The organism is Pedobacter heparinus DSM 2366 (genome assembly GCF_000023825.1).
Taxonomy (GTDB): Bacteria; Bacteroidota; Bacteroidia; order Sphingobacteriales; family Sphingobacteriaceae; genus Pedobacter; species Pedobacter heparinus.
On the sequence record NC_013061.1, the window covers coordinates 4,624,299 to 4,637,779 of the forward strand.

Annotated in this window: 10 protein-coding genes; 5 read left to right on the forward strand and 5 right to left on the reverse strand. The window is 43.0% G+C overall.

Going from position 1 to position 13,481, the window contains the following annotated elements; all coding sequences use genetic code 11:
• Positions 1–10 precede the first annotated feature (10 nt).
• From rluF to PHEP_RS19235, 3 genes are all read left to right on the forward strand, one after another.
• Positions 11–1,057 carry a 23S rRNA pseudouridine(2604) synthase RluF gene (rluF, locus tag PHEP_RS19225; RefSeq protein ID WP_015809654.1) on the forward strand — a complete coding sequence of 349 codons (1,047 nt, stop codon included), beginning with the start codon at positions 11–13 and terminating at the stop codon, positions 1,055–1,057.
• A gap of 32 nt (positions 1,058–1,089) precedes the next feature.
• Complete coding sequence (gene rlmN, locus PHEP_RS19230; RefSeq protein WP_015809655.1) at positions 1,090–2,136, forward strand: dual-specificity RNA methyltransferase RlmN; 1,047 nt, start codon at positions 1,090–1,092, stop codon at positions 2,134–2,136.
• A gap of 74 nt (positions 2,137–2,210) precedes the next feature.
• Positions 2,211–2,909, forward strand: a complete 699-nt coding sequence (locus PHEP_RS19235) for a ComF family protein (RefSeq protein WP_015809656.1) — start codon at positions 2,211–2,213, stop codon at positions 2,907–2,909.
• A 323-nt stretch (positions 2,910–3,232) separates the two neighbouring features.
• On the opposite strand, the gene PHEP_RS21770 is transcribed toward PHEP_RS19235, so the two are convergent.
• Positions 3,233–5,626, reverse strand: a complete 2,394-nt coding sequence (locus PHEP_RS21770; protein WP_015809658.1) for an ATP-binding protein — start codon at positions 5,624–5,626, stop codon at positions 3,233–3,235.
• A gap of 18 nt (positions 5,627–5,644) precedes the next feature.
• Entirely contained in the window at positions 5,645–6,916 is a 1,272-nt protein-coding gene (gene glyA / locus PHEP_RS19245) for a serine hydroxymethyltransferase (RefSeq protein ID WP_015809659.1), read from the reverse strand.
• A gap of 94 nt (positions 6,917–7,010) precedes the next feature.
• On the opposite strand from glyA, the gene dxs reads away from it, so the two are divergent.
• Positions 7,011–8,939, forward strand: coding sequence for a 1-deoxy-D-xylulose-5-phosphate synthase (gene dxs, locus PHEP_RS19250; RefSeq protein WP_015809660.1), 1,929 nt, complete (start codon positions 7,011–7,013; stop codon positions 8,937–8,939).
• Positions 8,940–8,953: 14 nt separating this feature from the next.
• Here dxs and PHEP_RS19255 read toward each other — a convergent pair whose 3' ends face one another.
• On the reverse strand, positions 8,954–9,703 hold the full coding sequence (locus tag PHEP_RS19255) for a DeoR/GlpR family DNA-binding transcription regulator (protein WP_015809661.1): 750 nt from the start codon (positions 9,701–9,703) through the stop codon (positions 8,954–8,956).
• A gap of 89 nt (positions 9,704–9,792) precedes the next feature.
• Between PHEP_RS19255 and PHEP_RS19260 the strand changes: the two genes are divergently transcribed.
• Positions 9,793–10,347 (forward strand): 5' nucleotidase, NT5C type, encoded by a 555-nt coding sequence (locus PHEP_RS19260; protein ID WP_015809662.1) that lies wholly within the window; start codon positions 9,793–9,795, stop codon positions 10,345–10,347.
• Here the strand turns inward: PHEP_RS19260 and PHEP_RS19265 are convergent.
• Together PHEP_RS19265 and PHEP_RS19270 are read right to left on the reverse strand one after the other, a co-directional pair.
• Positions 10,306–12,276 carry a polysaccharide lyase family 8 super-sandwich domain-containing protein gene (locus PHEP_RS19265; RefSeq protein WP_015809663.1) on the reverse strand — a complete coding sequence of 657 codons (1,971 nt, stop codon included), beginning with the start codon at positions 12,274–12,276 and terminating at the stop codon, positions 10,306–10,308. The two genes, PHEP_RS19260 and PHEP_RS19265, sit on opposite strands and share 42 nt — an antisense overlap.
• A 2-nt stretch (positions 12,277–12,278) precedes the next feature.
• Positions 12,279–13,481: a YyaL domain-containing protein gene (locus PHEP_RS19270; RefSeq protein ID WP_015809664.1), complete on the reverse strand. Its 1,203-nt coding sequence runs from the start codon at positions 13,479–13,481 to the stop codon at positions 12,279–12,281.

Genomic DNA, 13,481 nt, shown 5'->3' on the forward strand with positions numbered 1-13,481 from the left:
TATCCATAACATGTCTGATTCTACCACCCGATTAAATAAATACATTAGTGAAAGCGGCCTATGCTCCAGAAGGGCAGCCGACAGGTACATAGAGCAGGGAAATGTATACATCAACGGCAAAAAAGCCAAGGTAGGTGATAAAGTGTTTTTTGGGGATATTGTAACGGTTAACGGACAAACTATAGACCCTAAGGAAGTTGAAAATTCTGTTTTAATTGCATATAACAAGCCTGTTGGCATTACCAGTACCACCGAAGCCGGGGTAAAAGGAAATATTGTAGATCATGTTAACCATAGCGAACGCGTGTTCCCCATTGGCCGTTTGGATAAAGATTCACAGGGACTGATATTTCTGACCAACAATGGCGACCTGGTAAATAAAATACTCCGGGCAGGTAACAACCACGAAAAGGAATACGTAGTAACCGTAAACAAACCCCTTACAGATCAGTTTATAACCGGAATGGCTAAAGGTGTTCCTGTTTTGGGTGTAATGACCAAAAAATGTAAGGTAGTTAAAGAAAGCCCGCTCATATTCAAAATCACATTGATCCAGGGCCTGAACAGGCAGATCAGGAGAATGTGTGAGTATTTTGGCTACGAAGTAACCAAGCTGGAGCGTGTAAGGATCATGAACATTCCATTAAAAGGCATTCCTTTAGGAGAATGGCGTGAGCTCACACCAGAAGAACTGACTGGAATATTTAATATGGTTGCCAAATCAAGTGCGGAAGCAGATGCAACACCCAAAAGAGTAAGCAAAAAACCTAAGACACCAAAAGAGGAGGATTTTTTAGAAAATGTGACCCCTGGGAGATCTTCAGGAAGAAATGCTAAACCCAAAAGTAAAGGAAAAGCTGCCCCAGCTTCAGTAAGACGGGAAGATCGACCAGCTGGAGGCAAGGGCAAATCCGGCCCTAAAACTTCCGCTGCTTTTAAAACAACAGGGGCGGCAGGCGACTGGAACAAAAGTGGCGGTCCGTCCAAAAGACCCGTCAAACCAACAAAGGGCCGCTCCGGGGCCCCTGCTGCCAAAACGAGAAGCCCTAAACGATAGAATTGTAAAAATTTAGGTAACTTTGCAGCGAAATGCCTGCTACAAATAAAATAGACATCCGTTCATTAGATCTTTCTCAACTGCAACAGCACTTTATTGCCATGCAGGAACCTGCCTACAGGGCCAAACAGGTTTACCAATGGCTTTGGGAAAAATCTGCCCGCAGCTTTGCGGAAATGAGCAATCTTCCAAAAGACCTTAGGGCTAAACTGGATGCGCAATATGCCATTAATGTGGTGGAGGTAAATAAATCGCAGATCAGTAATGATCATACCATCAAAAATGCCTTTCGTTTGTACGATGGCAATATTGTAGAAGGTGTACTGATCCCTATGGATGACCGAATGACTGCGTGTGTAAGTTCGCAGGTGGGCTGCAGTTTAACCTGCAAATTTTGTGCAACGGGTTATATGGACCGTAAGCGGAACCTGAATGCCGATGAAATTTATGATCAGGTGGTACTGATAGACCAGCAGGCCAAAAAAAATTACAATGCTCCATTAACAAACATTGTATATATGGGCATGGGCGAACCCCTTCTGAATTATGCCAATGTATTGAAATCTATTGAACGTATCACTGCTCCTGACGGATTGAACATGTCGTACAAACGCATTACGGTCTCTACTGCCGGCATTTCCAAAATGATCAAAAAACTTGGTGACGACGGGGTGAAATTTAACCTTGCTTTATCATTACATGCCGCTAATGATAAAAAGCGCAACGAGATCATGCCAATCAACGAGCACAATTCACTGAAAGCACTGGCCGAATCCTTAAAATACTATTTTGCCAAAACCAAGAACCCGGTAACCTACGAATACATCGTATTTAATCATTTTAACGACGAAATTGAGGATGCCATGGAACTGGCCAAATTCTGCAAACACGTACCCTGCAAGGTTAACCTGATTGAATACAACCCAATACAGTTTGCTGATTTCATCAATGCAGAAGGGGATAAAATCGATGCTTTCTCCAATTACCTGAAAAGCCAGGGCATTACCACCAATATCAGGCGCAGTCGTGGTAAAGACATTGATGCGGCATGCGGACAGCTTGCTGTTAAAGAAAGCTAAAGCAAGACAGGCTCCGAAAAATAAATCAGCCCATTTCTTATCATCGTATTGCTAAAACTCTGGAGATTGGCAACATGATGTTATTGAAACGGATTTTGGGCGACCTGTTCAGTCTTTTATTTCCCAGCCTTTGTTGCGGATGTGGTACGGACCTGTACACCGGCGAACAGTTACTCTGTACCGAATGTTTATATAACCTTCCTTATACCGATTACCACCTGCATACCGAAAATAAGGCGGCAAAACAATTATGGGGCAGGCTCCCCTGTAATGCAGTAATGTCTTTATTCTATTTTAAAAAAGGGGCAAGGACGCAAAACCTGATACATAACCTGAAATATAAAGGCAGGAAGGATTTGGGGATAAAACTGGGGAATATGATTGCAGAAAAACTACTGACAGCACCTGCTTATACAGGGATTGATATTATTGTACCGGTACCACTGCACAAAAGCAGGGAAAGAGTAAGGGGTTACAACCAAAGTTGCAGCATCGCCGAAGGCATTGCTGCAGGATTAAATATTCCGCTAAGTACAGATGGCCTGGTACGAATAAAAAAAACCAGCAGCCAGACGAAAAAAGGGCGCTATCAACGCTTTGAAAATATGCAAAGCGTATTTTCTGTTAAGGATGCATGGGCTTTTAAAGACAAACACGTATTGCTGGTGGATGATGTGTTGACCACCGGTGCCACCCTGGAAGCTTGTGGAATGGTACTGCTGGAAGCTAAAATTGCAAAACTGAGCATAGCAACCGTTGCCTATGCGGAATAAAAACGTGCTGATAAAACATTTTTCAAATAAATGCGTTATTATAATTGAGAGCGTTAATTTAGATGGTAAGAGTCGATATTTTCTATTTAGAAATATCGGCTCTTTACTTTTTATAGCCGGTTTAAAATGCTTAAAAGCCCTGTTGATAAAAAAAACGATAATCTGACAGAAATAATTACTGATATTTTTGCCAATTCAAAAATAATTATCATCTTTGTGGTGAGAGCGTTAATTTAAGGGTCGATATTTTCATTCACATGAATTATCGGCCCTTTATCTTTGGAGCAGATTTTTACAAAACCTACTTATTTTGAAAGCACAAATCAGGGCTGTAAATAGGCTGATAGCAAATCTCTGATCTCTTCAAGTTTAAATGGTTTTAAAATATGGCCATTCATTCCCGACTGCTTAAACCTCACAATTTCATTGTTTAATGTGGATGCCGTTAAAGCGATGATAGGCACCGTGCTAAAATAATTGCCACCAAGATTTCTGATACGCACCGTAGTTTCAAAACCATCTATGCCTGGCATTTTAATATCCATAAATACCAGGTCATAAATATTCTTTTGTACCATTTCAAGGGCTTCTTCACCGCTAAGTGCAAAGTCTATCTCCAAACTATATTTTGTCAGGATTCTTTTAGCGATCAGCAGGTTAATCTCATTGTCATCTACGATCAGTATTTTTTTACCTGATAGTGCAAGTGGTTGCAGCGCAGGCTTAACTTCGCTCACAGCGGCAGATGCCTTTGCAAATCTGAGCGTAAACGAAAAAGTAGTACCCGCTCCTTCCCTGCTTTTTACTTGAATTTCCGAATTGTATAGTTCCAGCAGTTTTTTAGTAATGGCCAGGCCCAGACCTGTTCCACCATATTTCCTTGAAATATCCGTTTTAGCCTGCGTAAAGGTCTCAAAAATATAAGAAAGTTTATCCTCAGGTATGCCAATTCCTGTATCACTGATCTCAAAATACAGGCTGGCATTTACAGCATCCTGCTCAAGCAGTTTAACACTCAGTATGATCTTTCCCTGATCAGTGAATTTAATCGCATTACCGAGTAAATTCATCAGTATCTGGTATAACCTTGTTTTATCTCCCGAAAGATGCGGGATCTGGTCATCGTACAAGAGCTCCAGAATATTCCCCTTTTTAGTTGCACCAACATATAAAGAGGTGATGATATCAGTGGTGAGCGCCTTCATGCTAAATGGAAGTGCCTCAAGTTGAAGGTTACCGGTTTCCATTTTAGTGAAATCCAGGATATCATTAATGATGTTCAGCAGGTTTTCACCCGAAAACTTAAGGATATTGAGGTCTTCGATCTGAGAGGCCCTCGGATCATTTTCTATCAGCAGATGAGTCATGCCAATTACAGCATTGAGTGGCGTTCTGATCTCATGGCTCATTACAGAGAGGAACATCTCTTTGGCTTCGCTCAATTGCAGGGCCTGTTCTTTGGCCTCCAGCATTTCACGTTCCACTCTCTTTTTGTCGGTAATGTCAATGATGATTTCTACTTCTATCTCCACATTTCCCAGATCATTAAATACTACCGTATTGTATATGGAAAGCCAGATGGGTTGACCATCTTTACGGTAAGCCAGGAGGTCGACCGTGAAGGACTGGTTCAGTTTGGTCTGTGCCCTTGCCCTTTCCATAAGTGCCATATCTGTTTCCGGACCAGCAATAAGATCGCCCAATCGCCTGCCCTTAAGATCATCCAGGTTAAAACCCGTAATCTTTTCAAAAGCTTCATTTACCCAGGTTACATGGTTGTTGGCATCATTAATGACGATGGCATTGTTCACCTTACTGGCCACAAAAGACAGCTTCATCAATTCGTGCTCTACCTTCTTATTTTCTGTAATGTCTCTTCCGTAAGCATACCAGCGTCCGTTTTTGGCTACCATGCTCCAGCCCAGCCAGCGGATTACCCCTGTTTTACTGACAATCCTGAAATCAATTACAAACTCCTTGATCTTATTCCTCAGCCCCTCTTCTATGATTTTTACAATACGGTCTATATCTTCCCTATGGCAAAAATTCCAGATATTTAAGCCAATAGCTTCCTCAACTGTATATTCAAGAATATTCGTTATAGCATTGTTAATGAACAACACTTTACCGGTATAATCCAGGATACAATGTATTTCGGGTGAAACTGCAGTGATGTTGAGCAGTTCCTCATAGCGGTGGTTATTCGCAATCAATGCTTCACTTTTCTTTTTTAAGGAAATATGGGCAACAACTGTTCTGGCCAGAATTTCCAGGCCCTCTTTTTGCGCATCGCTTAGTTTTCGGGGTGCTGTATCAAATACACAGAGCGCACCCAACTTAGAGCCATCCTCATCTATAAGAGCCGTACCTGCATAAAACCTTATATGAGGTTTGCCGACAACTGATGGATGCGCTTTAAATCTTTCATCAGACCTGGCATCATATACTTCAAAAGTCTGCTCGCCCGTAAGAGTATGTTCACAAAATGAAATGCCCTGGGGCATTTCATTATAGGTGATACCTATGGTAGATTTGAACCAAAGCAGGTCTTCGTCAACCAACGCAATGATTGCTATGGGTGTGCCACATAAAAACGAGGCCAGTTTAGCCATATGGTCAAACTGGTCCTCTTGTGGTTTATTCAATATACTATAGCCATGCAACGCATTGATGCGTTTACTTTCATGAGTTGATGAATCCTGCTGTGCTGTTGACATTGGCTTTTGATCAAGCCGTTATTTATACAATGGGAAACGGCTTACTAAACTTATCACTTTTTCTTTTACCTCTTTCAAATTATTTTCATCTTCTGCATTGGTCAGAACCTGATCAATCAGTTCAACGATCTGCTCCATTTCGGATTCTTTGAAACCTCTGGTAGTAATAGCAGCTGTACCTACCCTGATTCCAGAAGTTACAAATGGTGATTTGTCATCAAACGGAACCATATTTTTATTTACGGTAATATCTGCTTTTTCCAATGCACTTTCAGCGAGTTTACCGGTGATATTTTTATTACGCAGGTCGATCAGCATTAAATGGTTATCCGTACCACCTGAAATGATGCCATAGCCTTTAGCTACAAAAGCTTTGGCCATAGCCTGTGCATTTGCCTGTACCTGTTTTACATAAGCTAAATATTCATCGCTTAACGCTTCACCAAAGGCGATGGCCTTAGCTGCAATGATGTGTTCAAGCGGGCCACCCTGTGTTCCCGGGAAAACCGCCATATCCAAAACTGAAGACATCATACGGGTCTCACCTTTAGGGGTTTTTAATCCGAAAGGGTTTTCAAAATCTTTACCCATCATGATCATACCACCACGCGGACCACGTAAAGTTTTATGTGTGGTTGTGGTTACGATATGACAGTGTGGAAGTGGATTTTGTAACAATCCACGGGCAATTAAGCCTGCAGGATGAGAGATATCTGCCATTACCAATGCGCCGATTTTATCTGCTACACTACGTACAAAAGCATAATCCCATTCCCTTGAATAAGCTGAAGCACCAACAATGATCAGTTTAGGACGCTCAGCCAAAGCAACTTCTTCCAGTTTGGCATAGTCTATTCTTCCATCTTCTTTCTTTACACCATAAAATAACGGATGATACAATTTTCCTGAAAAGTTAACCGGTGAACCATGTGTAAGGTGTCCGCCATGAGAGAGGTCAAAACCAAGGATCTTATCGCCTGGCTGGATCACTGCCAGCATTACTGCAGCATTTGCCTGCGCACCTGAATGCGGTTGTACGTTAACCCACTCTGCACCAAAAAGTTTTTTAGCACGCTCAATTGCAATGCTCTCTACCTGATCAACCACCTGGCATCCACCATAATACCTTTTACCCGGAAGGCCTTCGGCATATTTATTAGTTAAACAAGAACCTGCGGCTTCCATTACCTGTTTGCTTACAAAGTTTTCAGATGCAATCAGTTCAAGACCATTTTCCTGACGGTCCAATTCCCTGTCAATCAAATCAAAAATTAAAGTATCTCTAGTCATTTATCGAATTATTATTTTGTAAAATTAACGATTTTCCTTCTTAGTTTGATAACAAAATAGCTTACTTTGTACTTTCTATTCTATAAAAGCCTGCATGGAAGATATTAACGGCCTGTTTTTACCCAACATAAATTATCCTGCTGATTTAAAGCAGTATAAAGAACAAGATCTGGAACAAATTGCTCAGGAATTACGTCAGTACATCATTGACGTGGTGAGCGTAAACGGCGGACATTTTGCCGCCAGTTTAGGTGTTGTGGAATTAACGGTCGCTTTACACTATGTATTGAACACACCTTACGACAAGCTGGTCTGGGATGTTGGGCACCAGGCATATGGGCACAAAATACTAACCGGAAGAAAAGACGTATTTCATACCAACCGTATTTTGAATGGCATCAGTGGCTTTCCAAAGATCAGCGAAAGTGAATACGATACTTTCGGCGTAGGCCACTCCTCCACTTCCATTTCTGCTGCTTTAGGTATGGCTGTAGCTTCACACTATAAGGGAGAAACAGACCGCCAGCACGTAGCTGTAATTGGCGATGGGGCAATGACCGCAGGTCTTGCTTTCGAAGGCTTAAACCATGCGGGCATCGAAAATTCGAACCTGCTGGTAATTTTGAATGACAACTGCATGTCGATAGACCCTAATGTTGGCGCTTTAAAAGAATATTTAACAAACATTACAACGTCCAAATCATATAACCGCTTTCGCGAGGACATCTCGCAGGTATTGTTCAAACTTTCTGAACTGGGGCCAAATGCACATAAGTTTGTAAAGAAAATAGAGAAGAGCATTAAAGGTACATTGCTGAAACAGAGCAATATGTTTGAGGCACTGAACTTCAGGTATTTTGGTCCGGTTGACGGGCATGATGTACAACGGTTGGTACAGGTGATCAGAGATTTAAAAGACATTCCCGGCCCTAAGCTTCTACACTGTGTTACTTTGAAAGGCAAAGGTTTTGCCCTGGCCGAAAAAGACCAGACCAAATGGCATGCACCAGGTTTATTTGACAAGATCACCGGTGAGATCAAAAAATCTGTATCTGATAAACCCCAGCCTCCAAAGTATCAGGATGTTTTTGGGCATACCCTTGTTGAACTAGCGGAAGCCAATAAAAAAATAGTAGGGATTACCCCTGCCATGCCCTCCGGCTCATCAATGAACATCATGATGAAGGCAATGCCGAACCGTGCTTTTGATGTGGGTATTGCGGAACAGCATGCGGTTACGTTTTCGGCAGGACTGGCAACACAAGGGCTTGTACCGTTTTGTAACATCTATTCGAGCTTTATGCAGCGGGCTTACGACCAGGTGATCCATGATGTAGCCATACAGAATTTAAATGTAATATTTTGCCTCGACCGTGCGGGCCTGGCCGGAGCAGACGGTGCCACACACCATGGGGCTTATGACTTGGCCTATATGCGCTGTATCCCTAACATGACTGTTGCAGCCCCCATGAACGAAGAAGAATTGCGCAACCTGATGTTTACAGCGCAGCAGGAAAATGCTGGCCCTTTTTCTATCCGTTACCCCAGGGGAAATGGTGTAATGCCCGACTGGAAAAGGCCATTTAAAGCCCTTGAAATTGGTAAAGGCAGGAAAATATGTGATGGCGAGCAAGTTGCGATACTGACCATTGGGCATGTAGGAAATTTTGCTGTGGCAGCTTGCAAAGAACTGAACAGTGAAGGCATACATCCTGCCCATTATGATATGCGCTTTGTGAAGCCCATTGATGAGGCTCTGCTGCACGATGTATTTAAACGTTACAAAAACATTGTTACAGTTGAAGATGGTTGTTTACAAGGTGGAATGGGTACTGCGGTACTTGAATTCATGGCCGACCATCAATACAGCGCACAGGTAATCAGACTGGGCATACCTGACGAGTTTATTGAACATGGAGAGCAGGCTGAGCTATGGGCACTTTGTGGTTATGACACCCATTCGATCATCAGCACAATAAAAAAAATTGCAGTAGGCAGAACAACTGAAACAATGGCCTCTTAGTAGCCTGCAGGCTTTTAAACAATTTCGACTCCCGCAGCTGCATACCTAAGCAGTTCCGGATGCCCGGGATCTGTATCAGTGATGATCGTATCAATTGCCCTTATCGGGCAAATACCGTAATTTTCTGCACGGCCAATCTTTTCTAAAGTCGACAAGGCAATGACATGCTTGGCATTTTCAACCATCGTCTTCTTCACCTGCGCATCTTCATAATCTTTTCCCGTTACCCCCTCATCAATATCAATACTGCAGATCCCCAGGAAACATACGTCCGGACGGATATCATTAAGGACACGGATCACTTCATGCCCTGAAGTTGAAAAGGCTGTTTTGTTTAAACGTCCGCCAATAAAAATCACCTCAGCATTCGGATGGTCTTCCAGCACTGAAGCCACCGGGAAACTATTTGTAATCACAGTAATCCGACGCGCTCTAGGTAAATGGCTGGCTACAGCCAATGCAGATGTGCCCGAATCAAATAGCACCACCTGATCGTCTTTAATGAACTGCAAGGCCTTTTCGGCAATAATCTCTTTATGGCTAACATCATAATGCTCCCTGTCCCGGAAATGCAGTGGAATCGGAGAATTAGAGATCGCCCCTCCACGCACTGCTTTAAGTAGCCCCTGGTCAGACAGTTCTTTGATATCCCTTCTGATGGTATCTTCAGATACGTTTAATAAAGTGCTCAGGTTACCCAGCAATACCTTTTGGTCTTTACTGACCTGTGAAATGATGAGCTGTAATCTTTCTGCTTTAATCATGGCTTAATTGCATTATATTGCAAATATAATAGAAATATTTGCAATATAATGCAATATTTATCTATATTTGTTGCAAAATAATTCGATATATGAAAAGAAAAACGATTGGTATAGATATGGACGGGGTTTTAGCGGATATTGAAGCTCACTGGTTAAACTGGTATGAAAGGGATTATGGTGTAAGGCTTGGACCAGAGATCTTTCTGGGTGTAAAGGAGTCAGAAGCATTTCCAGACAAAGAAGCGGTACTTAAATTTGTTTATTCACCGGGTTTCTTCAGGACTTTACCGGTGATGGAAGGAGCAGTAGCAGCCGTAAAAAAACTTTCAGAAGATTTTGAGATCTACATCGTTTCTGCTGCAATGGAATTCCCTTTGTCCTTATTTGAAAAAAGGGAGTGGCTTGCAGAGCATTTCCCTTTCATCAGCTGGAAAAACATCATTTTTTGTGGCGACAAAAGTATAATTGACACAGATTACCTCATTGATGACCATTGCAAAAATCTGGATCATTGTAAAGGCAGCCCTATTATGTTTACTGCCGGCCACAATACAAACCATACACACCATACCAGGGCGAACAACTGGCAGGAAGTGCTGACATTAATGGAAGCGGACAGGTGTGGAACTGCCATCTGCAGGTAGTTCAACCACTTTATATTGATCATTTATACCCAGCTTTACCTTAAGCGGCTTACATGCAGGATTGCTTAACCAGATCTTTTTGTTACTGATTAAAACCAGACAGGGCTGATCTACGCTAAGCTGCTGGTGACCTTGTCCGGTTTTAAGTACTCCAGGCTGATAAAAAGCAGCCATTATTGTACCGTCATTAAATGAAACAGCCTGTATCTCCTTATTATTGCAGAGCACTTTCCATTGCGGACCCGCCACTAGCCTTGCTGCTTCTTTAGCGTTTTTACAGGCCGAAATGACATATCCGGAATTGCCATTTTCAAGCGTTTTGTGTTCCAACACCGGCATAAATATTTTTTCTGTGAGCGGGGTATTACTTTCTGCGGCATTGATTTCCTTCCACGAGCCGGTGGCATCTGTTACATGCAGGCTTATCTTTGCAGCTCCCAGGGGGATGTAAGCAAATCCCGCATGGTAGATCCAGGAATCATTGACACTTTCGCCGCCACGCCACCTGCATTGGTCCAATGTAGTGTATGCTGCTGTTATTCCCGAACCTTCAAGACCCGCAATTAAACAGAGCACCTTCGAACCAGCCACAGCCCAAAACTTCTTTGCACGAAGTAATTTACTTTTATCTTTATTCTCTAATTGATAATCCATTACTGTGAGTCCGGCTTGCCCATTGCTTACACTCCCTGTAAAGGCTTGCCTGTTCACCTTATCTGCCCCAACAAAAGTGGTAACACCAGGCAGACAGGCCCAGTTCCATACCGGCATCAGGTTAAAATACTCCTTCCCATCCCTGATCAGATAGGCGTCACCGCTGTTAAGCAGGTTTCCTTTTAAGTTTTCGCTGTTGATGGATTCTGTTGCCAGGGTACGTGAGGAAATCGTTTTGAGGAAAAAGCTGAAGTCTTTTTGATGAAATGCAGCAAAATCGGAATAAGGGTAATAACGGTAGCCTGTAAGCGCGCCTTTCCCCTGCTGTATTTCATCCAGCTGACAGAAAGCGTTCTTATTCTCGGGACTAAGCGCAATGAAGTAGGGAATAAACTCACGAAGATCGGCATTGTCCAGCGCATTTACCCTGCTTGCAGACCTGTCCATAGTACCTGGCACAGTATGTATTCCCCTGGCCATCCACTGCCAGCCTTTCAAAGCAAAATCAGTAAGTATACCGATTTTCTCTTTAGGGAAAGCCATTGCCGTGCCCCTAAGCTCCCAGGCCAGCCTGATGTTCTCCTTTAAAAAAGCGGCTCCATACTGGTACATCTGTAAACGGGCGCCATGCTGATGGAAACTGAAATCAGGCTGTACACCCTCCTCTGTAGAAATCCTGATCTCTTTGACAATCAGGTTCCGGCAAAGCTCCATCATCCGGACATTACCGGTTAAGGCGCCGTAATGAAAGCCCAGATCGGCACTCCAGGTAAGGTTTGCGCCTACCCAGTTTTCCTGCACCCGGTGCTGGGCCATCACTTCCAATGCTGCTTTGAGCTGTTCAGGCCTCAATTCTTTTTTCATAAGAATAATGATATCGCGCATGTATTGAGGAACACCAATTTCGTTGTGCCACCAGTTGGAGTTCCTATAGCGCTTATCCAGCCAATGGTTTAACCCTAAGTTAATGGCCTTCTCTAATTGTATGTTATGATACAGGGCTGAACCCGGCTTTTCCCAAACAAGGGCCAGGTCGCGTACTCTTTTTAAATGGATCAGATTTTTCCAGTTCGCTTTTTCTGTATCTGTATAATTGATATCCGGCCATTGCCCTTCAGCATTCAATGAACCCAGCATAAGGTTTATATCACCTTCCGGTTTCACAGTGCCAAGCAAGTATTGCTTATAGCGGCTCAAAATGGTATCGGCCTGTGCCTTCACCTGATGACAAATGAATAGTAAGCTGATGAAAAAAAAGCAGGTCTTTTTCTTCATGGTTATAGTTTCTGATATCTTGACAGGGCCTCGATGTAATAATAATCTGCGTAAATCAGGGGCACATCTATATCTGCATTACGGGGGTAATTACCAACGCCATGTTTTAGAATAAACCCGCCATTTTCCCCTGTTGCAGCACGATAGGCAGGAGAAGACAACGCCCCAAGCATGGTCTCTGCCGCACTAAAATAAGTTTTCGCCATTTTAGGGCCGGCGTAGCCCGCCAGTTCGATCAGAGCTGAACAGATCACTGCACCTGCAGATGCATCTCTGGGTGCATTGGGAATACCTGCTGCATTAAAATCCCAGTAAGGGATCTTGTCTTTCGGCAGATTGGGGTGGCCAAGGAGAAACTGCGCAATGTGATTGGCCATATCCAGATATTTTTTATCCTTTGTTTCCCGGTACATTACAGTATAACCATATAATCCCCAGGCCTGCCCCCTCGCCCATGCTGAAGTATCAGCTGCCCCCTGAACTGTTTGTTTTTTGGAAACAGCACCGGTTTCAGGATTATAGATGACCAAATGGTAGGAACTGTAATCCGCACGGTAATGGTGCTTCATGGTGGTATTCGCATGTTTCACTGCGATGTGGTAATAGCTGGAATCTCCGGTTAATTTTGTTGCAGCAAACAGCAGTTCCAGATTGACCATATTGTCTATAATGACCATGAAACGTGCAGCATCAGAGTCCCATGAACGGATACAGCCCACTTTATCATTATAACGGCTGGAAAGTGATTTTGCACTGTTGATGATGATCTGATCGTATGCGCTTGTGTGCATCAGCCTTCGGGCATTTCCAAAAGAACAATACATCATAAAGCCAAGGTCGTGCGTAGTTTTGTTAAACTGCTCTTTTTCCAGCAATTTTAGTTTGCGTAAAGCTTCATTATATAGCGCTGTATCTCTAGTGCTTTCATACAGGTAAAGTAACCCCCCCGGATAAAAACCACCTACCCAGGGCTCGGAGCCGCTGGTAATCATTTTTTGTTCTTTACTGTAATAGGTAACGGGGAAACGTCCGGCAGGTAGCTGTTCCATCAAAAAATGATATTGCAGAGCTGATTCGTTCAGACCCCTTTTTACCGCTTTTAATAGATTTCCATTCGGCTTAAAGCGTTTCTGGGCATTTACCGACACCGCGGCAAAAGCCATGAACAGCAATACAAAACAGCTTGTTTTTAATTTATAATGCAT